Raw genomic sequence first — 25,925 nt, 5'->3', positions numbered from 1 at the left:
TCTAGAAAGAATTGTTTTCTTTTAAAAAATCCATATCCAATGAATTTTTGATCAGATGCTACTCGTGAAATAAAAATCAAATGTGTAATTTAAATTTAAAATGGAATTATACTTGAATATTCAAAATCAAAATTTAATTTTGCTTTTTCTGTCATCAAAATCAATTTAGAAGGTTCTTATTTTAAAAAAATGATCAGAAAAATATATGAAATCGAATTATAATAGTCTACAGAATATATTCGTAATATTGTCTCACAAACTGTGGAATTGCTTTAAATCGAAATGCTACGTTGAAACTTCCTCCTAAAACAAAAACGGAAGTTTTTCGATCGGGCTTATAAATTTTTGTTCCAATGGTTGGATCATGTTTATCGTCGATGTATACAATTAAAAAGAGAAAAAAATCTGGTCCCGATCACGATCACTTAATTCAGATTCTTTTTAACTCAGAGACAATTTCAACGTATAAGATGCGATTCTGAAAAATTCTCGCACCGGGGTAAAATCACTCAATAAAATAAAAAACATTTACACTTTCATATATTCAAAATTTTTAATTTACTATAAATACGACTTGAATGCAATCCATCAAAAGTCTGCTTCATATCCTTTAAACCCTATTTCCACTTCGATTGAATCGTTTTACTGACTTTAGATTTTTTAAAAGATCTCGGCTTCGTTTTTTTCAAGAGAGAAAAAACTGTATATAAGATTCCATAATTTCTTTACAAAGCTAACCGGCTTGAATCGTTTCCTAAAAATTTTCGACAATCAGCCTTTTCTTAAAAATAATATTGACGATCCGTATTCTACTCGTTAAAGTGCCACTCACCTTAGCTTTATAATTTTATGAGAATTTACTCCTTTTTTTCTATTCTGTTTTTTATTTTATGCGAAATTTCGCTTTCCAATTGCGGCTTGGCTTTAACGCCGCAAATTACGACGACAATCCCTCCGCAAAATAAGGAAACGAAAATCGAAATAATTCGATTGAATATCCTTTACGGAGAACTTATGAATCTGATCGGGATCAATGTAGGAATTGTCAATACTGTGGAAAATAGGATGATTGGAGCCCAAGCTGGAATTGTAAATCTTTCAAATAAAGATTCTTACGGAGCTCAAGCGGGAATTGTGAATACATCCAAAGGGAACACTTACGGCGCACAAGTTTCTTTATATAATTCAAGTCAAAATCAAATGATAGGCACACAGATAGGGATCGCAAATTCCTCACAAGGAAGTACATACGGCGCGCAAATAGCGCTCGTGAACACGGCCAAGGATAAAAGAGCGGGTATTCAAGCAGGACTCATAAATTACTCGGAGGGGCAATCAAACGGACTGCAAACGGGAATCGTCAATGTTGGTTCTCAAAAAAGTGGTTTTGACATTACAGTTGGCGCGGGTAACTTTCAGACCAAGGGAATGATGATCGGAGGTTTGAATTTATATTCGGAAGGAGTCAATGTAGGTATTATGAACGAACAAGGAAATGGTTTTAACTTAGGCGCTCTGAATATCCAAGGTAAAGGAATCAATGTAGGTATTTTAAACGGAGGTTCAGGGATTCACATCGGTCTCATCAACGCAGCCGGTGAAGAAGACACGAACGAACCGACTCTAGAATTCGGTCTCTTAAATTTTTGCGGAAAAGGAATCCTTCCCGTAATGATCCTTTTTAACTATTGTAGATAAATATGAAATATAAAAATTTTATAATATTCCATTTTGTTGTTTCTTTTTTCAAAATTACCGTCTCTACGGCCTTATTCTTAAATTGCGGCGTAACCGGCCTCAGCGGGTCTAAATCCTTTATCAGAATTCCCGTTAGAACGGAAACGGAAGTTTTTCACACCAGTCTTTCCCAAGGTGAAGTAAAAAATTTATACGGAATCAATTTGGGCGTCATCAATACTGTAAAAGAAAATCTAGTAGGAATTCAAGTTGGAGGCGCTAATATTTCGCAAGGAAATACTTATGCAGCCACACAAGTCGCCTTTTACAATACCGCTAAAAAAGCTGGTTTAATTCTGCAGGCTGGAGGATCAAACAAAGTCCAAGGTGTAGCAGGAATTCAATTAGGCTTTTATAACAGTGAAAGTGGAAAAAAGACCAAAAACGTTCAAGTTACCAGAGCAACTTCTGGAGAATACTCCGAAACCCAAGCAGGAATGAATAAAGAAGAAGAAAAAGGAATCATAATGATTCAAGCAGGCGGAATCAATCAAGCAGAAAGTAGTACAGGAATTCAAGTAGGACTTTATAACGAAGAAAAAAGAGGAGTTTTTACGGTTCAGGCCGGCGGGTTGAATTTTACAGAAGCAAGCGACACTGGAATTCAATTAGGAATTTATAATGCAAAAACGACACCCGGTTTATATCTTACGGTAGGTGCAATCAACAACGGTGGTGGTGGTGTTACACTCGGAATCATCAATTCCAAGAATAGCGGAGCCGGACTAAATGCCGGAATACTCTACAATTCGGGAGGAACGGGAATCAACGTAGGCGCCATCAATGGAGGAACCGGAGTGAACCTGGGTGTTATCAATTCCATTAGTAAAGGACTCACTGTAGGTGTTGTCAATTCTAACAGTACAGGATTTAATATAGGAGCAGTCAATCAAGGAATAGGATTCAACCTAGGAGTCCTTAACATCAATAACGATGGGAAAGGATTTAATATAGGAGCGCTTAACATCAGCGGAGAAGGAAATTTCCAAATCGGAGTTATCAATATTTGTCCGAATGGAGTTTTGCCGATTACAATCCTGGTGAATTATTGTTATAAAGATTAGAGCCTATGACTTTTTTTCTAAACAGTTTTTTTTTATTTATCGTTGCGATTTTTCTTCCATTTTTTGTAAGCATCTTTACGATTTCTTGCACACAGCAAATAAAATCCGAAGAGATGGTCGATTTTTCAAAATACGTTCCTAAAAAGACAACCGCAATAGACATAGATAAACAAACCCAAACCGAATTTAACCTTTTCCCCGATAAAAAAAATCAAAGTAAAATCAATCCCCTTCTTTTTAATATTTTATCTCCTACGCTTGAACCCAATACTTTGATCGTTCCAGCAGAAACAAAGCTGATTCTATCGCTCAATTCTTATTGTTTGAAATCATCGGGAGCAGGTCCACATCCGAACGAACCTTACAAAGTTATTCATGTAAACGAAAATAACGAAATTCGAAAGCTTTTGAATAGCATGTGGGGACAATGTAACTCAAGGCAAGATGTACAATCGGTTGTTTGGAATATCATGAATCGGGTTCCGCATAATTCACTTCCATCTTCTCAAAGACAAATGTTGGGTTTATCCGGAATCCTCCAAGCCGTGGAAGATATTCCGATTCTAGGACTGGGAGTAAAAATCGTGAAAGTTCCCGTTTCGGTTGCAAAGAATATAGTCGTATATAGTGTTGAAAATTTCGTTTCTATCGAGGCGGAGATTTTGAATCGTAAATCGGAACATCAAATAACTTCTAGGTCGGAGCCCAGCAGCCACGGTCCGTTTATTATTGAAGTGTTGAGTACCCGTGGTTTTTCTGGAGTTACAATTTCGGTTTACAACCATACGACTCAATCCGCAAAATTTCAGGCGCACGAATTTCAATTACAGCCAGAACGAAAAGACGTTCAACCACTGGCTATAGAACTTTCCAGAACGCTCGCTTGTAACTATAAAAAGTTAAAAACAATCGAACAAATTCAATGATATCCCGTCTACGATCGAATTTATTTTTGTTTCTTTTTTGAAACTTAAAATAATTATTAAATGTAAAAATACATTTAATAATTATTATATTCTAAAAATATTTTACTCCTTAAACTGCTTATTCTCCTATAAAGAATATTTATGACAAAAAAATAAAACCTGTACCTAAGACCGATTCACTTAACTTTATTTGAAATTCATAAATTATTTTTACAATTATTACGATATTTTTAAACTCAATTTAGTTTGTTCGGAAAAGAAATCAGAACCTGCTACTAAATTTTAAATCGTTAAAATTCATTCAAAAATTTCAGTAATAAAAAACCAATTTAAAACTTTTGAACTAACAACAAAGAAACTATGCAGTTAATTCTATGTTATTCTTTTTCAAGTTTTAGGACTGACCCATAAAATCAAATTGACAACCCTTAATTAAATAGAAGGATCTCTATTTAATTTATGAATCGATTCCGTTTAACGTTATATTCTATAATTCTTTCTACTTTTTGTTTATTAATCTGTCATTGCACTTTTGCTTTAACTCCTAAAACAACTTTAGAAATTTTTCCCAATACGAACTCAGAATTTTTCAGGTTTAATTTGATTTATGGAGAAGTTCAAAATCTCTATGGGCTTAATATCGGAACCGTCAACAAAATTAAGGAACGAATGATAGGAGTTCAAATTGGAATTTTTAACAAATCCAGCGGACAAACAACCGGGCTTCAACTTGCAGTTGTAAACGTATCGGGTGAAAAATTATTCGGAATCCAAATAGGGCTCGTAAATTATATAGAAGGAGGCTCCGTTGGACTACAAGCAGGTATTATAAACTTAGGAAAGGACAGAAGCAGCGGTGTAGAACTTACAATCGGATTAGTAAATTATAAAACTGGAAGTTTAACGATCGGTATCTCCAACTTTTTATCCAAAAGAATCAACGTCGCATTATACAATCAGAATGTAGTTGGATTCAATTTTGGAATTCTAAACTTATATTCAGAAGGAATAAGTTTAGGAATTTTTAATATAGGAAATCAAGAAATAGGCGATACTCAGATTGGCTTAATTAATCTTTCCAACGTCTCCAAGAAGTCAATGGTACAATTTGGATTACTCAACGTTTGTCACGGAAAAAAGTTTTCAATTACCACAGGAGCAAACCATTGTGAATAAAAAATCAGTATTATAAATATTTTATAAACTGAATTAATATATAATAGAGTTGTTGAAAAATGAATTCTCCATCTGTTTCTATTTCATGGAAACAGCAATTGAAATAGTTTTGTTAAACTGAACTATGGAATTTTTCAACAACTCTAATAATGATCTCAAAAGTTCAAATTCTTGTGGAAATATGATAGAATTTCTATAATTTTAATTCGATTTTTGTTTTCACTTTTTAAGAATTCGTTAGATAAAAAAATGCCACAACTCCTTAGAAAGTTTCGCAAAGACTCAGAACAAACCCAAAACTCGTTTTCCATAGATCAACATTTTGAACGTGTTGTAAACTTCCAATATTGATTTTTTAAAATATTTTTTGATTACCCATTTCAACTTCCAAGGATCTCAGTCAAATTCATTGGATCCAATCTTGGTTCTTATGAAAACAAAATTGACAGACTTTTGATTTGCAACAGAATGTCTTTGTTTCTTTCCATGATACCAATTTATAAACATTGTTTTTTTGTATTCTTTGTATTTAATTGTGGATTTGCTAATTGTGAATATAGGAACGAGTCTGGAAGTTTCGTCTAAAGAGAAGCGGGCGATTAGTTTAGGATTTTTCAATTCGGGATCCGATAAAGAAGAATTCCAAATCGGAATCATCAACTATTGTCCTAACAATACAATTCCAATTATGCTTGTCGCGAATTATTGTTCCAGTTCTTCTCCGCAGCAGGAACAAAAAACGGAAACACAACCAGAATCTACAAAAAAAACATTCTAATTTTTGAATATTAAGGAAGCGACTGATAGATTTTTTCCGCGTATCTGTCAGTCATACCAGCTACGTAATCGCTGATCACTCTGTACAAAGATTCTTCTTCAATTCTTTCTTTATAAGTTTCCGGAATTTTTTCAGGATGTTTTAAAAAATAATCAAATAAAGATTCTATGATTTTTTTTCCGTAGTCGCTCATACGAATCAAATCCTCATGGCGATATAACTTTTCGTATAGAAAAAATTTTAATTCTCTAAATTTAAGATCCACTTGGTTTGAAAAAGAAGCGATTCTAATATCTTGTTTCCAAAGAAACGACAGGTCTTCATTAGATTGAACTTGATTTTTTTCCAACGCACTAGAAATACTTTGGATCAAATCCGAAACCAAAAAATTGGTGAGAGTTCGAATCGAAGTTCGAATTAGAATTTTTTCACCTACTTCTTTATACTGATCTTTACATTCTTCATAGACCTCTTTCCAAAAAGGATTCTCCAACAAATCTCCTAAATGAAGATAACCCATTTCCCAACCGTCTTCAATGTCATGATTGGTATAAGCGATCTCATCGGAAAGATCTGCGATCATTCCTTCTAAAGACGGACCGTTTTCCTTTCTTTCTAAAAGTATAACAGAAGAATCATAATCCGTTCCGTGTTTCATAAGACCTTTTAAAGTTTCTCTGCACAAGTTAAGCCCAGGAAAATTCGGATATTTTTTTTCAATCGAAGTTACGATTCGTAAGGATTGTTTATTGTGTTCAAATCCTCCGTAATCCTTCATAAGTCCGGATAAAATTTCTTGACCAGCGTGACCAAAAGGAGTGTGGCCTAGATCATGAGCCAAAGCAATCGATTCGGAAAGAAGAGGATTGAGTCCAAGAGCGCTTGCGATTGTTCTAGAAAGTCCCGCAACTTCTAAAGTATGAGTCATTCTATTTCTATAATTCTCACCGACGGAAAAGATAAACACTTGTGTTTTGTATTGCAGACGCTTAAATGCGCTGGAATGAAGAATCCTATCTCTGTCTCTTTGAAAAGGAAGTCTATAAGAATGTTCCTCTTCTTCGTAAATTCTACCACCATTATTCGCGTTAGAAATAGCATAAGGAGCCAACGTTTCCGTCTCTTTTTGAAGCAAATCTTCTCTGGAAAAATACACGTTTTACAAAATTTAGAGAGTTTTCTGAAAAGTCCCTCCACTTTTTTTGTTTGTTTACTGCTATTTTACCCTCATTCCATTTTATTGACTTTGGAATCCTAAAAAATAGGATCTGCTCAGAAGATGGAATTTTTAAATATTCTTGTGAATGTATTTTCCGAATACGGTTATATTGCCGTCTTTTTGGTTTTGATTTTTTGCGGATTTGGACTCCCCGTTCCAGAAGATATTTCTCTCGTTTCCGGAGGAGTAATCGCAGGACTCGGAAAAGCGGATCCACATTTTATGTTTCTAATTGGAATGGCAGGAGTACTCATTGGAGACAGTTCCGTTTTTTTGATCGGCAGAATCTACGGAGTTCGTGTACTTCAAATTCCAATGATTTCTAGGATTGTCACGCCGGAAAGATTTGCCAAGGTTCAAGATAAAATTTCTCGTTATGGAAACTGGGTCACATTTATGGCACGTTTTATGCCAGGCCTCAGAATGCCTATTTATCTGACTGCAGGCACCTCAGACCGAATTTCATTTTACCGTTTTGTAATTTTAGATTTTCTTGCAGCGATTATTTCTGTTCCAGTTTGGGTTTATCTTGGATATTTCGGAGCTTATAACTTTGATATTCTAATGGATTGGGTTCACAACGGACAACTTTTAGTATTTGGATTTTTAGGAACTGTTTTTTTATTGTTCGGGATCGTTTATTGGATTCGCAAGAAACGTTCCTAAACTAGAGAATTTCTTTACATCTTCCGAGCGCCGAATATTGTTTGACCAGTTATGGACATTCTTGCGCAGCCGGTGCTTGTGCTGAATGCCGGTTACGTCCCCATCGGGATCCGGTCGGTCAAAGACGCCCTCATCCTGATTATTCTTGAAAAAGCACAACTCATCAAAGATGATAAAAATCTCTTCATTCGATCCGAAAAACTAAGATTTACAGCACCTAGAATTATTCTTTTAAGAGACTATTATAAAGTTCCTCCCAGAAAAGATAAAGTTTCCAGAGAAAACATATTCCAAAGAGATAATTACCACTGCGTATATTGTGGTAAAAAATTTCCAAGTTCTAAACTCACATTGGATCACGTAATTCCGAGAAGCAGATGGGAACACGTTCCCAAAAAAGAAAGACCCAAAGAATTTAATTCTTGGGAAAATTTAGTCGCGGCCTGTAAAAACTGTAATACCCGAAAGGGAAATAAACTTCTGGCAGAACTGAAGTGGAATTTACCGGAAGAAAATCGGGTGACACCTAAACTACGATTTCCACTCTTTTCAATAACGGATCAGCAGGCTGAAAAGTTTGGCTGGAGGGAGTATATTTCTTTTTGAAACGACTTTATCTTTTACTTATATTTTCGATGTTTTTTCTTTTTATCAGATGTCCTCATTATTCTACTACACGTCTGATTTCCACTCCACCTACTTTGATTAGTATCGTTCCCATTGCAACTGGATATGAACTCAGATTGAGAGCAGGAAACCCAGAACTTCTATTTGACGGTTATAAATTGTATGTGGGTAATACAGAAAATGATTCTAGATTTCCCGCAGATCTAAATTCAGGAATTGAATGTATGAACGGGATTCTAAACATTTTACCAAATCAACCCTTAGAATATTCGATTGAACTAAGTCCGACCGAAGGTCCGTTAGCCGCAATCGGAACCGGAGAAAATACAAACCGAATCTGTAAAATGCAAGTTTCAGTCACTTCGGGTCAGTATCTGACTTTACGTTCTCAGGTTTTAGTAGTCAGTATCACAAACGGAACCGCTACTGGTTTTGTGTTTTCTATGCCTTCCAATTCGCTTAGGGTTCCTTAAACCAAACCTCTATTTTTTCGAGAGTATATTTTGTGTCAGCGATCCAAATACTCTGAGGATACAGAACGATCAATTCCTCAAATTTAGATTTGGAAATTTCCAGAGATTGTCTCAGTTTACGCAGAGCGGAATTTTCATCTCCTCTTAAAAAGATAGGATTACCTTCTGTAATTTTATAATATTCGTGAATGGCGGAATCGTAGATTTCCCTGGCGTGTTTATAAATATGATAGTCGTCTTGATCAGAATTTTTTGGCCCCGGAGAAACATTTGATTTTTTGAATGTTCTTTGAATTAAATAAGATTGAAGTACATCTCTGTATTCAATCAATTCTTTAAATAGAGAATCATTTGAAAATTCTCCCGTATCGGGATGGTATTTTTTGGAAAGAAAGTAAAAACGTTCTTTTAGATCTACTTCTTGAAAACCTGGTTCTAATCCTAGGAACTCAAGTGCCCTTTCTAACAAGTCCCCGTTTTCCAATAGTCCTGTCTGAGATGGCGTTTTAATTGAATCTGAACTTGCACCTGATTTAATTCTTTCTGATATTCTTTAAGGATTTCCTTCATTTTTTTTTCGGTTTGAGAATGTAGAATCCTAGATTCTTCCATCTTCTGAAATAAAATTTCTGTAAGTTCAATCAATTGAGAAGTTTGTGGAACTGTCTCTTCCATCTTTTCTATCAAACGATCCAAAGAACAAAGTTCGTGGATCAATTTTAAATTAGAGTCCTCGATTTTTGCTGCACCTTCTCCGTCTCCAAAACCAAATACTTCGATTTGTCTTTTCTGGTTAGAAATTAATTGATCTAAAAGTAAAATCTTATCTCCGTAAAGAACGGTTAAACTTTGATCTGGATGGGTTAAATTTAAATCCGACAAAGTTCACCCCTGAATGGACAAACCACTTCCACGATTAGAACTTTGGAAAGGCGCCGAAACAACATTGGATTTCTCTTTTTTCTCGATTTCTTCCCAAGCGGATTTTAGATCTTCCATATATTTAATTATTTCTTGGATGATTTCGGAGTCTTTTTTCATATTTGCTTCTAGAAGACGTTTTTTAATATAAACGTAAATTCCTAGGAGGTTGTTAGCCACTTCCCCGCCTTGTTCTAAATTAAGTGCAAGCATAAGTTCGGTTACGATCTCTCCGGCTTTCAGTATATGATTGTTTACCACATCGTACTTCCGGGGAGTATTATTCTCCAGAGCGATATTCAGAAAACGGATCGCACCGTCATAAAGCATGACGATCAGTTTTCCCTGACTGACAGTCGAGATTTCGTTGGATTTATATTGTTCAACGGTCGCTGTGGATTTTCTGGCAAGTGACATGTATCTCTCCTGAAATACTTTTCGACAAAAACGTTTGGCTCCTTAATGCTGGGTCTAAACATTCTTGCGGTTTCTTTCAAAACTTTGAACGGTTTTGAAAATCCGGAAACTCAAAAAGTGTAGAATTTTATCTAAAAATAACAACCAAACCTAATGTAGGAACTCCGATACTATCAAAAATGATCCAAAAACGTCTAAATCCTCCAAAGAGACTTAATCTGTGGGAACTAACACATTTTTTTACGAAGTCGTCGAAAGATCAGACTCAATTTCTTTTAACGTTCTGGAACAAATTTTAACATCAAAAATTCCATGGGTTTTTGGTTAGACAAATTGTCGCTTAAAGTTTTCCAAACTACATTTCTTTACGAATTCGAAAACGATTCGATTTTATACGGATAAAATTCTATTGGCAACTCTGTTTACAAAACCTAAAAAAAAGATCGTATTTTTAGCTTCCGGAAGAGGTTCCAATCTCAAAGCGGTTTTACAAAATATCAAAACAGGAAAAATCCGTGGAATTGCAGAAACACTGATTTGCGACAATCCGGATGCCAAGGCTTTAGAAATTGCTCAGGAATTTGAACTCACTTCTCAAGTATTAAACTTCTCTTCTTTTTCGGATAAGTCCGAATATCATACAAAACTTCTTGAACTTCTTTTAGAAATCAAACCGGATCTTATCGTAACCGCAGGTTATATGAGAATTCTTAAAAACCAAATCGTTCAAACGTTTTCCAATCGAATCATCAACATTCATCCATCTTTATTGCCCGCCTTTCCAGGGTTAAACGCACAAAAACAAGCTTTAGAATACGGAGTTAAAATTGCGGGTTGCACCGCTCATTTTGTAGACGAAGGTGTGGACTCAGGTCCGATCATTCTACAAGGAGTTGTGAAAATCAAAGAAGGAATGACGGAAAGAGATTTGACTTTAGAGATTCTCAAAGAGGAACATAAAATACTACCACTCGCGGTTCAATACTTTTGCGAAAATAGGCTTACGATTCAAAATAGAAAGGTAAAGATTGGATAAATAATGATACAAATCAAAAGAGCTCTCATCTCCGTCAGCGATAAATCCGGTTTAGCGGAATTTGCACAATTTCTCAATCAAAACGGAGTAGAAATCATCTCCACAGGTGGAACCTTAAAACTTCTAAAAGACAATGGAATTGCAGCCATAGCAATCGACGACTACACCGGTTTTCCGGAAATTTTAGATGGAAGAGTGAAAACCCTTCATCCTAAAGTTCACGGAGGTCTGTTAGGTGTCATTTCCAATCCGGCTCATAAACAAAAGATGGAAGAATTAAAAATTCCTAAAATAGATTTAGTCGTAGTTAACTTATATCCTTTTTTAAAAACCGTTTCTAAGCCTGAAGTACAAATAGAAGAAGCAATCGAAAACATAGACATTGGCGGGCCTTCTATGATTCGAAGCGCCGCTAAAAATTATAAACATACTTTAGTGCTCACCGATCCGAATGATTATAAGGAAATTCAAAATTTAATCTCTTCCGGTGGAATTTCGGAAGAGATTTCAGCGGGTTATATGAGAAAAGCATTTTCTCACACTGCAATGTATGATGCCGCGATTTCTTCTTGGTTTCACAAACAATCAGGAGAAGTATTCCCAGATGTTCTCAATCTTTCCTTTATCAAAAAACAAAAGCTGAGATACGGCGAAAACCCGCACCAAGCCGCCGCATTTTATGAACCTCTTTTTACAAAGAGCGACTTTTCACCTTTGCAAGGGAAAGAGTTGTCGTTTAACAATATGTTAGATTTTGACGCTGCCTTTCATATTTCTAGTCTTCTTCCTGAAAATACAGTATGTATCATCAAACATCTCAATCCTTGTGGAATTGCCTATGCGGACGATCCATTAGAAGCCTTTCAACTTGCAAGAAGAACCGACCCTATTTCTGCATTTGGCGGAGTGATTGGAATCAAAGGGCAAGTAAACGGAGAATTGGCGACTTTGATCACTGAGAACTTCGTGGAAGGGGTGATCGCTCAAAAATTCAGTCAAGAAGCTCTTGAAATATTTTCTAAAAAACCAAATATTCGTTTAATAGAAATCCAAGATTTCAAAGAAGCACTTGATGAATTAGATTTAAGACCGATCCATCACGGTTTGCTTATACAAGATAGAGATTATACAACGATCACCGAAAAAGATCTAAAAGTAGTCACTAAAAAACAACCTTCTCCCGATGATATTCGTGGTTTGATGTTTGCTTGGTCTTGTGTTCGTTTTATCAAATCCAACGCGATCGTTTATACGGAAGAAAATGCAACTCTCGGAATTGGAGCGGGACAAATGTCCAGAGTCGACTCAGTGCAGTTAGGCGCCAACAAAGCGTTGAACGTAGGTCTTTCCGTAGTGGGTTCTTATGTTGCAAGCGACGCATTCTTTCCATTCCGAGATGGAGTCGACGCACTTGCAAAAGCGGGAGCAAAAGCGATCATCCAACCGGGAGGTTCTGTCAGAGACGCAGAAGTAATCCAAGCCGCAGACGAACACGGACTGATTATGGTTTTTACTGGAATGAGGCATTTTAGACACTGATTATGGAATTTTTACTCTATCTAATCTTTTTTGGAATCGTTTCGGTCTTACTCGTTTTAGCGAGTTATTACTTTAAACTTCTCTTTTTATCCGGAAGAGAATCTTTTGAAAGATTAGAGTTAGTCGATTGGATACGGATCGTTCCGGATGAACTTATCAAACTATTAGAATCCAGCGGAAGTCTACAATATGCTGCAATCGCATTTTTTGTTTCTGCATTTATTTCCTACCTTTGGACACTTTTAGGAGGAATGATAGGTGCACCTCATTACGCAGACTCATTTGGAAATTATTTCTTTCTATCGTTTCTATTGCCTGTGACTCTACTCACTACGTATGGAATTCTTGTAGAACTGGTGTTAAAAGATCTTCCTTCTACAAATCCAAATCATTTTCTAGTTCGATTTTTAGAACAGGAAGTTGCCATTCTAAGCGGGTGTTCTATTTCAGTAATTGCATCTAATCTTGCTGTTTACGGGTTATTCCATGAAATTTCGTTTTTATTCGTTTTTCCGAATATATCTATCATTGCGGTTTTACTCGTTTTACGTTGGAACGGAAAAGTAAAAATCGGAGGAATCCAATTTTCAGGTTCGAAAAACCGTTCCTTCCAGGAAGATTCTGAATGAATTTCTCTAAAAACTGCCGATAGGTAGAATATGAGAATTTTCGCACTTCTATTTTGTTTATTTCTAATTTCTACAACCGGGCTTTTAGCACAACTTCCGGATGAAACTCCAAACCGGAGACAGCCGACCAATACAACACAACAGGCAATCAATTTATTAGAAGGGTTTGCGGAATCTTCTTGGGGGGAAAGTTATGCGAACCTACGCGAAAAATTTTTATCTCTTTCTACAAATCCACAAAACGACGAGAAGGTGGAAATCGTCTACGAAGATAAAGAAAAAACTATTCTGATTCGTAGAAATGGGATTTTATATTCTTATCGTTTTTATTCCACTCCTAAAATTGTAACCGAATCCAGACCCAAGGATCAAAAACAACCAAATATTTCTGACAATAAATCAGAGATAGAAGAAGAAAATCATTCTGCTCCGGGAGTTTTATTTTCCGTAGGAGTTTTATTTCGTTATCTTCCCAGCAAAGAAGTACAACAGAAATTAGAACAAAAATACGGAAAGCCTAAAAAAGAATCTTTGGCAGAGAATAAAATTGGAGGGGCGGTTCTTTGGGAAAAAACGGACGAAAAACAATCCCCTCCTAAAGGCGGCTATGTAGTTCAATGGAAAGAGGCTTATAAAAAAATGCCTTTTACCAGAAGAGTGGATTATTTTAGTTCTTCGATCAAGTTTCAGATCGAAAAAGAATATAAAGAATTTTTCAACGCGGAAGAAATCAAAACGCTTCGAGATTTGATTCCATAAACTTAGAGGCTCATAGAGTTTATATACTCAAATTGAATCACAATCTGAATGTTCATCCATAAAAAGGATTTTCTGATTGAGAAAGTGATATGCCGAGTTTAAGAAGTGTTGTTTCTGTACAAAAGAAAATTCTATTGACCTTACCCCAGCTTTTTAACCATGATCTAAGCATTCTATTTTTATGGAGCTTATAGATGGAATTATATCTAGATACGGCAAACGTAGATGAAATTAAAGAAATCGCATCTTACGGACTTGTAGATGGAGTCACAACCAACCCTTCTCTAATCGCAAAGTCTGGAAGAAGTTTTAAAGAAGTAATCAAAGAAATTTGTTCTATCGTTTCTGGTCCGGTGAGCGCGGAAGTACTTTCTACAAAATTCGATGGAATGATGAAAGAAGCACTCGAACTCGTAGAAATCGCTGAAAACGTAGTGATCAAAGTTCCTTTGATTCCAGAAGGACTCAAAACGGTTGTAGAATTAACAAAAAGGAATATTCCTACAAACGTAACTCTTTGTTTTTCTGCACCTCAGGCTTTACTTGCAGCAAAAGCGGGAGCTACTTTTATTTCTCCGTTTATCGGTAGAGTAGATGACACTAGCTGGGATGGAATGGAACTCATTTCCGAGATCAGAGAAATTTACGACAACTATGGATACGATACTAGAATTTTAGCCGCTTCCATTCGTGGTCCAATACATTTAAAAGAATCCGCACTTAGAGGAGCAGACTGCGCGACCATGCCCCACTCTGCGTTTTTACAACTTTTCAAACATCCGTTAACCGACATCGGTTTGGAAAAATTTTTAGAAGATTCTAAAAAGCTAAAGTGGTAATCGATAGAACCGCACGATTTTAGAATTTTCTAAATCGTGCGAGTTTTAAGATCACAATCTTTAACCTAAATACATACTTTTAGAAAAGTTCTTTTTGATTTTCTAAAACCGAATTTACGCTTCTATAAACAAACACTAAAGTATCAAGTGAGTATCGAGTATTAGAATTGTTGAAAATTAGTTCTCCACCTGTTTCCTGTTTTGTGAAAACGATCGATTGAAACAGTTTTTGTTAATCTGAATTATGAAATTTTTCAACAATTTCTATTATCTAGAGTTTTATAACGAATGTGACAGTTCCATGAACGAATCAGGGATGATACAAAGGAATTTTTTTAAAACCGTAATAATCGTCTATCATCAATTTCATGGATTCTAAAAAACACATAATCGATTGATGGGACGCGTCGTAGAATAAATCGCAAGAAGTTTGTGTATTTAGATCCACGGGAACGGCAGAATAACGTTTTGCAAGATTTTCAATTTTAGGCCACCAGTTTTTTTCCATCTCTAATTCATAATAACGCTTTCGATACGTTTCATAAACCTTTGGCCATATGAGATAAACTTTTACGTCATTCTCTTTCGCCAATTTCAGAAATTGTTCTACAAAAAAGAACTGGGTCGTTCCAAGAATAAACGTAGAAAGGTATAAATTTCGAATTCTCACCGCATCTTTTTCCAAACGATCTGGATCATTCACAAAAGTTGTATAAGCAAATTGTTCTCCGCGTTTCAAATTGAGAACCATATAATCAGTATTAAATGCAGGATCGTATTCAGAAAGTTTTTTCTCCTGGAACCTTTTTATAAAAAGTTTTAGATCCGGATTGATCCGTCTAACGGCAAAAAGTCGGTCTAAAAATAATTTTTTACGATCTTCAAACGGAATCTGGCCCATATATTTAAGTAAGAATTCGTCATCCGCTCCATATTTTAAAAATGGATCGTAAAAAATTCCTTTGGTATCATCAAACCCTTCCGGACTCACTACATAAAATACTAATTTAGGTTTTAGACCTTGTTTGATAATTTTCTCAAACCAATAAAAACCATAGGCAGGAACCGCTTGAGGACCCGAAAAATTATATAACACCCAATCTTTTTGTAATTTCTGTTCGATTCCCATAGAGGAGTATGGATAAGCCCTAGAATCTCCAAAAGCAAGCGCCAAAGATTTACCTTCTAAATCTTTATCCAGAATCAATTTTTCAAAAAGTGATTTTCTCTGAGTATAATAGACTGTATTTCCGGCCTGAATAAAATTCTTCTGAAAATATTCGAGAGTAAATACCTTATCTAAACAAAACACGAATCCAAGAAATAAAATGGGATAATAGATATAAATTTTTTTCATCAATTAGAATCCGTTAAAATCTAGAGTAGAAAAAGTCTGCATTCCCTGCGTTCATTCCGACCATAATAAAAAGAATCAGAAGTCCTAAAATCGGTAAAAGTCCGACCCTCCATCTTTCTGGAATCGAATATTTTTCTGGCCATTCTTCCGAAACATGAAATAAAAATAAGAAAAACAGCATATACATTCCAGTTTCAAGCCCGGTTAAAGATTGCCCCTTTTGGAACGTCAAAATTCTTACGATAGAAGAAATCGCAGAATTAAAATTCGGAGTAAAAAAGAAAGTCCAAGAAATGGAATAAACTAAAAGTACGAATAAATAACGTAAAATTGGTTTTACATATGGAATTTCTGGGAATACCTTCCAGTTTCGAACCTCAAACAATCTTTCCAAAGAAAGATAAATTCCGGTGAGTAAACCCCAAATCAGAAAATTTAAATTAGCTCCGTGCCAAAGCCCACCTAACATAAACGTTACGATCAAGTTAATCGATGTCCTAAACTCTCCCTTTCTGGATCCGCCTAACGAAATATAAATATAATCCCGTATCCAAAGGGAGAACGTTAAGTGCCATCTACGCCATAAATCTCCGAAATTCTGAAAGAAAAACGGAGCCTTAAAGTTTTCGGGTAATTCAAATCCGATCAATTTTCCGATCCCTCTTGCCATATCGGTAAGTCCCGAAAAGTCAAAGTAAAGGTTAGCTGCGAAAAGAAAACAAGTCAGTAAAAGCGCAATCCCTGAATAATCTTTTGGAGATAAAAACGCTGGCGCAATCAGAGGAAGAATAGCAGCCGATAACAATCCTTTTTTAACCAGACCTCTTAAAAAAAGCCATAAACCGTCTATCAATTTAGAAGGAGTCATCGTAGGATTTTCAAATTGTTTTCTAACCTGATCAAACCTTAGAATCGGTCCCGCAATCATCACCGGAAAGAAAAAGATAAAAGAAAAAAATCCAGTCAGAGAGACCCTTACATCAAAATCTTCTCGTTTAGAATCCACCGCAAAAGAAATCAATTGAAACGTGTAATAGCTGATCGTTGCCGGAAGAATAACTTCGAATCCCGCCAATCCAAACAAAGCCGAAAATTTAACATCCAAGGACGTTTTTTCTTGAAGTGTAGAAATCGAAAATACAAAACCGACAAACTCCATAAGTAAATAAAAATATTTGAATAAACCTAAATTCAAAAGATTGAATATAACAACGGATTTAACGTACCAAGATTTTTTATAAAAATATCTATATAGAGACCAATTGATTAGAACGACTAAAATGAGATGAAATAAAAAATTCAAACTGAATATAGAATAAAAAAATGCGGACCCAAGGATCAAAAGATACTTTCTGCTTTTCTCAGGGATATTCCAGTAGATCAAATAAAACACTAAAAAAAATAAAAGAAATTCAATACTGATAAAGTTCATTTCCAAATTCCAGTTTCAGTTAGAAGGTATTGTCCTTCTTCCAAATTAAATTTTTCTAATTCTAGCCGACCAATTCGAATTCTTTGAAGATCGACCACATTCGCCCCAAGCCAGTGAAACATTCTTCTGATCTGTCTTTTTTTTCCTTCTTCGAGAATCACTCGATACATATATTTTTTTCCAGGGACGAGTTTAACCATCTTTGCATGTAGAATTTCTCCTGCATCCAAAATCCCTTTTTGAAAAGCGGTTTGAATTAACTTTTCTCCTGGATCGTATTTTAAAGTCACGAGATATTCCTTTTCCGAACCGTGGGAAGGATGTGCAATTTTTTGAGCCAATACACCGTCGTTGGTTAAGATCAAAAGTCCTCTCGAATTGAGATCTAGACGTCCTGCAATTTTAAAGTTTTTATAAGTAGAAGGTAAAATGGAAAAAATCGTTTTTTCGTGAAAACGATCTGCATGAGAACAAAGATACCCAATGGGTTTATTAAAAATTAGAATCTTTTTAGGTTCTACGATCGGTTTTACTACATCTCCTAAATAAGAAACGACGTCCGTTTCAGGATCAATCCTTGTCCCTAAATTTGTTACTCGTTTGCCGTTGATTTCGATCAGACCCTTTTGAATCAATTCCTCCGTTTTTCTACGAGAACCAAGACCACAATCCGCAAGAAAACGATTCAATCGAATCTCTAAATGCCGCATAAATTCTTCCATTTCAGAAAGATTCAAAAAATCTTCCACCTAAAACTTTCGTTGACCAGTTCTACAAATATTCAAGGATAGAGGGAAAGACTTTACCGCTTATCACGTAAAAAGTATAGAATTGTATGAATCCTCTTAAAAAAAAACCTCGTACTCATTCTTTTCAAAATGCTCCTGAAAAACCAAATTGGCTTAAGGTAAAACTTACCTTTCCGGATCCAAAAAACAATTCGGTCGCAATTGTAAGAGATTCCCTAGAAGAAAAAAAACTCAATACGGTTTGCGAAAGCGCTTCTTGCCCCAACCTAAATCACTGTTGGTCCAGAAAAACGGCTACTTATATGTTAGGCGGAGATATTTGTACAAGACGTTGTTCGTATTGTGACGTAGCTTCTGGAAAACCTTTTCCTCTAGATCCAGAAGAACCCAAAAGAGTAGCGGAATCTTCGATCGCTTTAGGTCTCAAACACGTAGTCATCACCGCGGTCAACAGAGACGATCTTGAAGACGGAGGTGCGGCTCATTTTGCAAAAACCGTAAAAGAAATCCGTAAAGTACTTCCAGATTGTAAAATAGAACTTTTGATTCCAGATCTAAAGGTAAAACAAGAAGCTTTAGAAATTATCTTCGAATGTAATCCTGATATATTCAATCATAACTTAGAAACGGTAAAAAGACTTTTTCCGGAAGTGGCTCCTCAAAAAAGATACGAACGTTCTTTAGAAGTTTTGAAAATTGCTTCCCAAAGAGGGTTTCTGACAAAAAGCGGTTTGATTTTGGGCATGGGAGAAACTTTAGAAGAAGTAAAAGAATGTATGCAAGATCTTGCAAGTGTTGGAGTTTCCCTTTTGACACTGGGGCAGTATTTGCAGCCAACCTCGACTCACCTTCCCGTAAAAGAATACGTGACTCCACAAGTATTTAAGGATTTACGAATATACGGAAAGTCCATCGGTTTTAAGGGAGTTTTTTCGGGACCTCTTGTAAGAAGTTCTTATCATGCGGACGAACAAATCTCATGGAACCAGTAGAAAGTTCTCAGCTAGGTCCACCTTCCGAAGAAATTAAAAAACTCATCTATCATTCCATAATTCGATTTCTTTCCAACAGAGAAACTCCAATCAGCAGATCCGAAATTAAGGAACTTTTAGAACAAACAATCAATTTGATTCCAGATTTGGAAGCTCACTGGGCGGAAATCAATCGATTTGGAAAAAACAAAATGATCCTTCATTGGAAAAAAAAAGTTATGCTCATCGATATGGAAGAAATTTTAGAATCTATCGATTGGCTCTGGAACCAGAGATTCGATGTTTAAAAGTTTTGTCGGACATTCCAACAAATTTTAGAATGTACAAAAACAAAAAAACTCGGGCATAAAAGCCCGAGTTTTTTCCACCAGAGTAAATTTCAGTCTCTGTTATCAGAATTTAGCTTTTGTTTGAAAGTCATAAATTACTTCTTGAACATCTGCTTGATTGATCTTTTTGATTCCCTGTTCTGTATGAACGATCATTGTTGATCCTTGTTGATCCACAATAGCGCCAATCATAGAAGATCCATCCATCATAATAATCTTTTCGATTCTTTCATAATAGTTTACTATGTCTTTGCTGGATTTCAGTTCTTTAGGAGCCGAGATCAATACTTGTTTGAATTTCTTAGCTTCTTCTTCTTGACGAGCCGCTACTTCACTTTCTAATTTTTTTCTCTCAGCTTCTAGAGCGGCTGCTTTTTGTTCGTCAACCTTTCCTGAAGATTCTTCATTCAGTCGAACCATCTTTTCCGTAGTGTCTTTATCTACGGTTACAATCGTACGGATCTCTTCTTCTTCCTTCTTGGAAATTCCAGAATTATCCAACTTTTTTACAACGCTGGTAATGTTCTTTTCACTGATTTTAGAAGTATCCTTTACATCCAAAGATTTTTCATCTGCCTTCATCACGGAAGCTTGGTTTTTCTCTAAAACGATCTCTGAAGAGGCAACGGTTTGCTGAATCTTTTTCAGTTCTTCATCCTTTGCAATTTCTTCATCGCTCAATCCTTCTAAAACCACAACACGTGGGGCCACTGCCACTGCTCCCTCTAAAACCTTCACGACCGCTTTGTCGGATTTAGATCTGTCTACGATAAAGGAAGTTCCTCGTACACCAGCGATCGCAGTTGGAGTGACCACTGAAAACTGATCTTCTTTCGAAGCCTTGTTGACTTTTGCAAAAACTTTTCCGGAAACAAGTGCGAGTCTTGTATCGGAATTGCCATGGGAATTGATGGAAAGTGCATCAAAGTCGATGACTGAATTTTCGGAGATTCGAATTGCAGATCCGTCTGCAAATTGAATGTCAACTTTAGACTTCTGTTTGGTGCTGACTTTATCTCCGGTTTTCAAACTGGCGCCTAAAGCAGCTTTTTCTTCGGTTAGATCCGCGTGAAGAATTTTAGCTTCTCCCACGCTAAACACAACAACGGCAGAAGGACTATTTCCTTTAGTAGCGGCTGCTTTGGAACTTTCGGTAGGTTTCTTACAAGCGTTAAACACGAGAAGACCAATGGTCAATACGCTTGAGAAAACGATTAAGAACTTCTTCATACCCATTTTCCTTAAGATTGGATTGATAACAGGACTGCGGTGGGGCAGCCTCTATCTATTGTTTCTCAACAAGCAATAGAATCATTTTTCGCAAATCTTTCAATTTTTTTTTGTTATATGAAAGATATTTCCTGAACCAAAGTCGGCAAAATATACTTCTCCGGATATATCTTGACCAAAAGTGCTGATTTGAAACGGAACTTGTACTACCAATTCATTGGAAATTTTTTTACCGTTTTTTTGTTTTAAAGCCCAAATTTTACCGGTTACAAAATCTCCATATAAATAGGAGCCTACAAGTTTCGGTATTTCTTTTCCTCTATACACATAACCACCCGTAATCGATTGACCTTCCTCTCTGGAATACTCATGAATTGGATCGATTAAAAAATTTTCTACACAACTCGGATTGTTTTTAAAACAATGAAATCCTTCTCGAATGTTCCAACCGTAATTACCTCCCTTTTGGATCAGGTCGATTTCCTCAAATTCATTTTGTCCTACATCGGCTAAATACAGTTCACCGGTAAGTTTATCAAAAGAAAATCTCCAAGGGTTTCGAAAACCATAACTCCAAATTTCGGGTAAAAAACCGGGACGATGTACAAATGGATTGTCTTCCGGAACTTTATAAGCGGCTCCTGCGCTATGGGGATTGGGAAGAATTCGCAATAATTTTCCTAAAAACGTATCTGGATTTTGTCCGTTTTTATATGGATCGTTTGCGCCACCTCCATCTCCAAAACCTATATATAGTTTTCGATCCGGACCGAACGCAAGTTGTCCTCCGTTATGATTCGAATAAGGTTGTTCCAACTTTAATATCATTCTTTTTGAATGTTCAATTTTTTGAATTAGCTGATCTTTCCATTCGAATTCTAAAATTTTAGAATAATCTTTACCCCCTTCTTTTACGATTACGTTTACGAAAAATTTAGAATCCGTTTGAAAATTCGGAGAAAACGCAAGACCTAAAAGTCCTTCTTCAGAACGAGTTTCTATCTGACCAGTAAAATCGGCTCTGAGAGTTTTGACCTTAGTAGTTAAATCAACTTCTATCAACTTTCCTCTTTTTTCCAAAACGATCATCCGTTTTGAATCCCCTGGAAAAAATTGAATATCCGTTGGTTCCTGAAATCCACTCGCAACCGAAACGTATCCAATCGATTCAACTTTTGTTTTTACGATGTTTCTTTTAGATTGTTTCTTATTTGCAATCAATGAAGAATCAAATATAAGAACAAAAATGACTCCAAAAGTAAAAATCATCAAAAGAACTCTGAATAAAAAAATACAAGAATACAATCGGATAAAACGAGTTATAAAATTTTCAAGGTTGCAAAAAAGGGAGAACAATTTAGATAGAAACGACGACAAGATCCATTTTGAAGTACAAAATCGATAAAAATAGATTCTAAAAAAAACAGAACAAATTTCACAAATCTGAGACATGGTACTGATTTGCGTTTTTTTTGTTCGTGAGTCAATTTGAATTTAGAAGCCAGTCTTCATTTCGAGAGTTTTAAAGTTTTAATAAAAAGCGTGAATGTAAGTCCTCAGAGAAACCGTTGTATCGAATGATCTATATAATTTTTAAGCATTCTTTTATTATTATAAAGTAAATTCTACGTAATAAAATTGGGACGAATCCAGTCTTTGCAAACAAAGGCTGGACCGGGCTCTCCTCTTTGGTCAAGTTATTGTAAAACTACAGAATCAGATTCAGTTTTTATAAAATACCAATAACTTGATCCTAAAACGCTTTCGTAAAAAGCGTTTTACTGAGTTTCCAACGCGATTCATAGAGAGCGTTGTGCTTTAGTTCATTCATCGATCCCTTTCGCATTAGCGATACCAAATTCACGTTATATGATAGGAATTTATGTAAATATTGCCTTTTGAAGGGATTTTACAGTCCACCACAATGTTATATAATAGTTAATGTCCAGTTTTGCTCAAACAAAATCAGACTATGTGTGAACATTCAGAATTATACAACAAAAGTATCTAATCTTTTATTCTAAAATAGGGTTTTGGGATAAAAACTAAAACGTTTAATTTTATAAAGATCAGTGACAAAGCCCTAAAAAACTGCGTGTCATTTCAGTATCTTCGGAGAAAATGTCGATCGAGATGGAAGTTACAGATTCAGTCCGCCAAATTTCTACTATTTCGCTTCTCGAAGAAATGGAAAAAAAATACAAATCTATTCCGATCGAAGCAATCGTTAAACAAGACATACTTAGACAAGGAATTCATTTTCTTAAAGAAGTTTTTGAAATAACTGATCCGTACAAAACCAAGGATTATTTCATATTCTCTTTTGATCATATTCCTCTTTCCGAACTGGGAGACGTAAAAGCTCCCGAAGAAATCAAAGTTTCCGGTGGTCATTTTGATCTGCTTCCTACAGTAATCTCTACTCGGAATAATCTAAATTCCCCATATAAAGTAAAAAAATCTTCGGATGGCAAACCGGCTCTTTATCTTGGAGAAACGTTTTTAGGAAATTTGGAATTTCCTCCTCTTCCCGCTTGGTATCGTCATAAAACTAAAAACGGAAAAATTCCGGGAGAAATTGCACCTGTAATCGAATGGGGTTATTTGATCTACCTTACAGTTTTTAGAAACTGTCAGTATTTCGGTAAGGAAGAGGAATGTGCTTACTGTGATATCAACCACAACTATCGTCAGCAAAAAAACGCTGGCCGTCCTTACACTGGCGTTAAAGACATAGAAGATATTTTAGAAGTTTTATCATGGATCGACTCGGAAGATCATATAGCAAAAGTTTATACGATCACCGGTGGAAGTGTGATCACTTCCCTAAAGAAAAAAAATGAAATCGATTTTTATCTAGATTATGCACAAGCGATCGAATCTAAATTTCCAGGTAGATGGATGGGTAAAATCGTTTCTCAGGCATGGGAAATAGAAGACTGTAAAAAATTTAAAGACGTAGGAATCCAAGTCTATCACCCTAACTACGAGGTCTGGGATAAAAATTTATTTCAAAAAATCTGTCCCGGTAAGGAAGCTTATATAGGAAGAGACAATTGGATTCGAAGAGTTGTAGATTCTGCAGAAGTGTTTGGCCCTTCTTATGTAATTCCAAATTTTGTAGGCGGAGTAGAACTTTCCAAACCTTACGGGTTTTCAACTGTTGCAGAAGCGATTGCCTCCACAGGAGAGGGTTTGGATTTTTTTATGTCCAAGGGAATCATGCCTCGATTTACAGCTTGGTGTCCCGAACCCTATACAACGTTAGGAACACAAGCGGGTCCACCTTTAGAGTATTTCTGTGAACTTTTGACTGTATGGAAAGCTACATTCGAAAAATATAATTTACCGGTTCCTCCGGGTTACGGTGAGCCAGGCCCTGGGAAAGCGGTATTTTCCGTTTCCGCTTTTATGGACGTAATCGGTTATCCGGGTAGAAATTGAAAACATACGAACCTGTTCCAAGTTTAAGATTAGATCCTGGAACAAATCCTAAACTCAAAAGCATTCATAAATTTGAATATTTTATATCGGCTTTATTTACTAAGAACGGATTTTTAAAATTTTTACTTAGAAGGTCTTCCGAAATTATGAAACCTATTCAAAGGCACGTATACCTATCTGTCATTATTTATCACCTTCTAGTGATTAGAATGATTTCGATATGAGTAATAACCTTATCACCGAAATCTGACCACAGATACTCTGATATATATTTCTGAGTAACAAAACGATTGCATTTGTAAAAGAGAAGAACTTTATAAATACAAAGTAAAATTTTTAATACTTTCTGAATTTTTTTATGCCTGATTTACTCAAAGACCTATATTCAAAAAATGTGTTAGAAAGAATTGCAATTTCTTTTTCGAAAGAAATTCCTTCCGTTTCTGAGAAGGAATGGATTCAAAAATTCAAACAAAAAGATTGGAAACAACTTGAACTAAAACAAAGAATTCGAAGAATCGGGGAAGTTTTAGCGGAAGTATTACCAAAACCGTTTCCCCAAAGTCTGCTCAAAATTACGGACTCTCTTGAAAAATCCTTTAAGGGAAAAGAAATCTTTCTTACAATTTTTTTGGGAGACGTTGTCGAAATACTTGGGATCGATTGTCCCAAAGAATCGATGCGAGCAATAGAAAGAATCACGAAATTGATCTCTTGCGAATTTTCGATTCGTCCTTTTTTAATACGACATCCAGAACTCACTTGGAAACAGATGTTGGAATGGTCTTCTCATGAACATCCCAGCGTTCGCAGATTGTCCTCTGAAGGAAGTAGACCAAGACTTCCCTGGGGAATGGGAATTCCAGGTTTAAAACAAGATCCTAAAAAAACGCTTCCGATACTGGAGAACTTAAAAGACGACAAAGATGAAGTGGTGCGAAGAAGTGTAGCAAATCACTTAAACGATATTTCTAAAGATCATCCAGATTTAGTTTTAAAAATCGCGCAACAATGGGTAGGATTTTCAAAAGAAAGAGATTCACTTTTAAAACATGCGTTACGCGGTCTTTTAAAATCTGGAAATCCAAAAGCCCTTGCAATTTTCGAGTTTGATTCCGACGTAAAAGTAAAAATTTCAAATCTAAAATTAAAATCCAAAACTGTCAAAATCGGAGAAGACCTTTTTTTCAGCTTTAACGTCCGATCAGAACAATCAAAACAAACCCGTCTTAGGATCGAATATAAAATTCAATACGCAAAAATTTCCGGAAAAACTTCTAAAAAAGTTTTTCAAGTGGAAGAACGGCTTTTCCAACCTAACGAATCTACTTCTTATCAAAAAAAACAATCGTTTAAACAGATGACAACCAGAGTTCACATTCCCGGAAAACACGTTTTGGAAATACATATCAACGGAAATTTAAAATCCAAAATCGATTTCCAGGTAATCTAAGGTGTAAGAAATGAAAAGAGGCTTTTTCAAAATCATGGATTCCTTACGCCCTTGCTCACGTTAACTAAAGAAAATAGTTCAAAACAACTCGGAACAAATTTAAAAACAAAATCTAAGATAACGATTTCAGATT

General features: G+C 35.7%; 27 protein-coding genes and 1 pseudogene. 19 read left to right on the top strand and 9 right to left on the bottom strand.

The window, feature by feature from the left end; genetic code table 11:
• Positions 1–266 precede the first annotated feature (266 nt).
• From LEP1GSC049_RS2000000229225 to LEP1GSC049_RS2000000225580, 6 genes and pseudogenes are all read left to right on the top strand, one after another.
• The gene (locus LEP1GSC049_RS2000000229225) at positions 267–341 is read left to right on the top strand and encodes a hypothetical protein (RefSeq protein ID WP_413771805.1); all 75 of its coding nucleotides are present in this window, start codon (positions 267–269) and stop codon (positions 339–341) included.
• 508 nt (positions 342–849) lie between these two features.
• Positions 850–1,698, top strand: coding sequence for an LA_2272/LA_2273 family lipoprotein (locus tag LEP1GSC049_RS221605; protein ID WP_016748712.1), 849 nt, complete (start codon positions 850–852; stop codon positions 1,696–1,698).
• A gap of 2 nt (positions 1,699–1,700) precedes the next feature.
• Positions 1,701–2,801 carry an LA_2272/LA_2273 family lipoprotein gene (locus tag LEP1GSC049_RS221610; RefSeq protein ID WP_004763158.1) on the top strand — a complete coding sequence of 367 codons (1,101 nt, stop codon included), beginning with the start codon at positions 1,701–1,703 and terminating at the stop codon, positions 2,799–2,801.
• A 5-nt stretch (positions 2,802–2,806) separates the two neighbouring features.
• Positions 2,807–3,727: a hypothetical protein gene (locus LEP1GSC049_RS221615; RefSeq protein ID WP_004758705.1), complete on the top strand. Its 921-nt coding sequence runs from the start codon at positions 2,807–2,809 to the stop codon at positions 3,725–3,727.
• A gap of 459 nt (positions 3,728–4,186) precedes the next feature.
• The gene (locus tag LEP1GSC049_RS221620) at positions 4,187–4,903 is read left to right on the top strand and encodes an LA_2272/LA_2273 family lipoprotein (protein ID WP_016560428.1); all 717 of its coding nucleotides are present in this window, start codon (positions 4,187–4,189) and stop codon (positions 4,901–4,903) included.
• A gap of 592 nt (positions 4,904–5,495) precedes the next feature.
• Positions 5,496–5,681 (top strand): annotated as a pseudogene (locus LEP1GSC049_RS2000000225580) (LA_2272/LA_2273 family lipoprotein); the annotation flags it as partial.
• A 10-nt stretch (positions 5,682–5,691) separates the two neighbouring features.
• Here the strand turns inward: LEP1GSC049_RS2000000225580 and LEP1GSC049_RS221625 are convergent.
• Entirely contained in the window at positions 5,692–6,837 is a 1,146-nt protein-coding gene (locus LEP1GSC049_RS221625) for a deoxyguanosinetriphosphate triphosphohydrolase (protein ID WP_004752485.1), read from the bottom strand.
• Positions 6,838–6,960: 123 nt separating this feature from the next.
• Here LEP1GSC049_RS221625 and LEP1GSC049_RS221630 point away from each other — a divergent pair, with 123 nt between their 5' ends.
• From LEP1GSC049_RS221630 to LEP1GSC049_RS221640, 3 genes are read left to right on the top strand one after another with little or no spacing between them, the layout of a single operon-like run.
• Positions 6,961–7,566 (top strand): DedA family protein, encoded by a 606-nt coding sequence (locus LEP1GSC049_RS221630; RefSeq protein ID WP_004752514.1) that lies wholly within the window; start codon positions 6,961–6,963, stop codon positions 7,564–7,566.
• A 51-nt stretch (positions 7,567–7,617) separates the two neighbouring features.
• Positions 7,618–8,172 carry an HNH endonuclease gene (locus tag LEP1GSC049_RS221635; RefSeq protein ID WP_004752359.1) on the top strand — a complete coding sequence of 185 codons (555 nt, stop codon included), beginning with the start codon at positions 7,618–7,620 and terminating at the stop codon, positions 8,170–8,172.
• Positions 8,169–8,666: an LIC11661 family lipoprotein gene (locus LEP1GSC049_RS221640; RefSeq protein WP_004752232.1), complete on the top strand. Its 498-nt coding sequence runs from the start codon at positions 8,169–8,171 to the stop codon at positions 8,664–8,666. Before LEP1GSC049_RS221635 ends, LEP1GSC049_RS221640 begins: the two co-directional genes overlap by 4 nt.
• Here LEP1GSC049_RS221640 and LEP1GSC049_RS221645 read toward each other — a convergent pair.
• The 3 genes from LEP1GSC049_RS221645 to fliS are packed head-to-tail and all read right to left on the bottom strand — an operon-like array spanning position 8,653 to position 10,004.
• Positions 8,653–9,135, bottom strand: coding sequence for a molecular chaperone DnaJ (locus LEP1GSC049_RS221645; protein WP_004758646.1), 483 nt, complete (start codon positions 9,133–9,135; stop codon positions 8,653–8,655). The two genes, LEP1GSC049_RS221640 and LEP1GSC049_RS221645, sit on opposite strands and share 14 nt — an antisense overlap.
• Positions 9,129–9,548, bottom strand: a complete 420-nt coding sequence (locus LEP1GSC049_RS221650) for a hypothetical protein (protein ID WP_004758904.1) — start codon at positions 9,546–9,548, stop codon at positions 9,129–9,131. The genes LEP1GSC049_RS221645 and LEP1GSC049_RS221650 overlap by 7 nt, the downstream gene beginning before the upstream one ends.
• A 3-nt stretch (positions 9,549–9,551) precedes the next feature.
• Positions 9,552–10,004: a flagellar export chaperone FliS gene (gene fliS, locus LEP1GSC049_RS221655; protein WP_000050477.1), complete on the bottom strand. Its 453-nt coding sequence runs from the start codon at positions 10,002–10,004 to the stop codon at positions 9,552–9,554.
• A 409-nt stretch (positions 10,005–10,413) separates the two neighbouring features.
• Here fliS and purN point away from each other — a divergent pair, with 409 nt between their 5' ends.
• The 5 genes from purN to fsa all read left to right on the top strand — a co-directional run bounded on the left by purN (position 10,414) and on the right by fsa (position 14,806).
• The gene (purN, locus tag LEP1GSC049_RS221660; RefSeq protein ID WP_004752682.1) at positions 10,414–11,040 is read left to right on the top strand and encodes a phosphoribosylglycinamide formyltransferase; all 627 of its coding nucleotides are present in this window, start codon (positions 10,414–10,416) and stop codon (positions 11,038–11,040) included.
• Between the two features lie 3 nt (positions 11,041–11,043).
• Positions 11,044–12,579: a bifunctional phosphoribosylaminoimidazolecarboxamide formyltransferase/IMP cyclohydrolase gene (purH, locus tag LEP1GSC049_RS221665; protein WP_004752690.1), complete on the top strand. Its 1,536-nt coding sequence runs from the start codon at positions 11,044–11,046 to the stop codon at positions 12,577–12,579.
• A 2-nt stretch (positions 12,580–12,581) separates the two neighbouring features.
• Positions 12,582–13,208, top strand: coding sequence for a hypothetical protein (locus tag LEP1GSC049_RS221670; protein WP_004758803.1), 627 nt, complete (start codon positions 12,582–12,584; stop codon positions 13,206–13,208).
• Positions 13,209–13,238: 30 nt separating this feature from the next.
• Positions 13,239–13,967 carry a hypothetical protein gene (locus tag LEP1GSC049_RS221675; protein WP_004751887.1) on the top strand — a complete coding sequence of 243 codons (729 nt, stop codon included), beginning with the start codon at positions 13,239–13,241 and terminating at the stop codon, positions 13,965–13,967.
• Between the two features lie 194 nt (positions 13,968–14,161).
• Complete coding sequence (fsa, locus tag LEP1GSC049_RS221680; RefSeq protein WP_000424879.1) at positions 14,162–14,806, top strand: fructose-6-phosphate aldolase; 645 nt, start codon at positions 14,162–14,164, stop codon at positions 14,804–14,806.
• A gap of 310 nt (positions 14,807–15,116) precedes the next feature.
• Here fsa and LEP1GSC049_RS221685 read toward each other — a convergent pair whose 3' ends face one another.
• The 3 genes from LEP1GSC049_RS221685 to LEP1GSC049_RS221695 are packed head-to-tail and all read right to left on the bottom strand — an operon-like array spanning position 15,117 to position 18,332.
• Positions 15,117–16,163: a DUF1574 domain-containing protein gene (locus LEP1GSC049_RS221685; RefSeq protein WP_004751721.1), complete on the bottom strand. Its 1,047-nt coding sequence runs from the start codon at positions 16,161–16,163 to the stop codon at positions 15,117–15,119.
• A gap of 13 nt (positions 16,164–16,176) precedes the next feature.
• Positions 16,177–17,595, bottom strand: coding sequence for an MBOAT family O-acyltransferase (locus LEP1GSC049_RS221690; RefSeq protein ID WP_016560357.1), 1,419 nt, complete (start codon positions 17,593–17,595; stop codon positions 16,177–16,179).
• Positions 17,592–18,332 (bottom strand): pseudouridine synthase, encoded by a 741-nt coding sequence (locus LEP1GSC049_RS221695; protein WP_025177356.1) that lies wholly within the window; start codon positions 18,330–18,332, stop codon positions 17,592–17,594. The genes LEP1GSC049_RS221690 and LEP1GSC049_RS221695 overlap by 4 nt, the downstream gene beginning before the upstream one ends.
• A 98-nt stretch (positions 18,333–18,430) precedes the next feature.
• Here LEP1GSC049_RS221695 and lipA point away from each other — a divergent pair, with 98 nt between their 5' ends.
• Together lipA and LEP1GSC049_RS221705 are read left to right on the top strand one after the other, a co-directional pair.
• On the top strand, positions 18,431–19,336 hold the full coding sequence (gene lipA / locus LEP1GSC049_RS221700) for a lipoyl synthase (protein WP_004752273.1): 906 nt from the start codon (positions 18,431–18,433) through the stop codon (positions 19,334–19,336).
• A complete protein-coding gene (locus LEP1GSC049_RS221705; protein WP_004752100.1) occupies positions 19,324–19,623 on the top strand; it encodes a hypothetical protein in 300 nt (99 codons plus the stop codon). Before lipA ends, LEP1GSC049_RS221705 begins: the two co-directional genes overlap by 13 nt.
• A gap of 105 nt (positions 19,624–19,728) precedes the next feature.
• Here the strand turns inward: LEP1GSC049_RS221705 and LEP1GSC049_RS221710 are convergent, their stop codons facing one another.
• Both LEP1GSC049_RS221710 and LEP1GSC049_RS221715 read right to left on the bottom strand, forming a co-directional pair.
• A complete protein-coding gene (locus tag LEP1GSC049_RS221710) occupies positions 19,729–20,895 on the bottom strand; it encodes a lipoprotein LipL45 (RefSeq protein ID WP_004751952.1) in 1,167 nt (388 codons plus the stop codon).
• A gap of 99 nt (positions 20,896–20,994) precedes the next feature.
• A complete protein-coding gene (locus tag LEP1GSC049_RS221715; RefSeq protein WP_016748708.1) occupies positions 20,995–22,347 on the bottom strand; it encodes a PQQ-dependent sugar dehydrogenase in 1,353 nt (450 codons plus the stop codon).
• Positions 22,348–23,028: 681 nt separating this feature from the next.
• On the opposite strand from LEP1GSC049_RS221715, the gene LEP1GSC049_RS221720 reads away from it, so the two are divergent.
• The 3 genes from LEP1GSC049_RS221720 (at position 23,029) to LEP1GSC049_RS221730 (ending at position 25,792) form a co-directional block, all read left to right on the top strand.
• Entirely contained in the window at positions 23,029–24,339 is a 1,311-nt protein-coding gene (locus tag LEP1GSC049_RS221720) for a radical SAM protein (protein ID WP_025179081.1), read from the top strand.
• Positions 24,336–24,563, top strand: a complete 228-nt coding sequence (locus LEP1GSC049_RS221725) for a hypothetical protein (RefSeq protein WP_016560425.1) — start codon at positions 24,336–24,338, stop codon at positions 24,561–24,563. The genes LEP1GSC049_RS221720 and LEP1GSC049_RS221725 overlap by 4 nt, the downstream gene beginning before the upstream one ends.
• A 134-nt stretch (positions 24,564–24,697) precedes the next feature.
• On the top strand, positions 24,698–25,792 hold the full coding sequence (locus tag LEP1GSC049_RS221730) for a DNA alkylation repair protein (protein ID WP_016560378.1): 1,095 nt from the start codon (positions 24,698–24,700) through the stop codon (positions 25,790–25,792).
• The last annotated feature ends 133 nt before the right edge of the window (positions 25,793–25,925 follow it).

The sequence above is a fragment of the Leptospira kirschneri serovar Cynopteri str. 3522 CT genome (genome assembly GCF_000243695.2).
GTDB lineage: Bacteria > Spirochaetota > Leptospiria > Leptospirales > Leptospiraceae > Leptospira > Leptospira kirschneri.
Note: the sequence above shows the minus strand (reverse complement) of the source record. Positions and strands in the feature narration are given on the sequence as shown.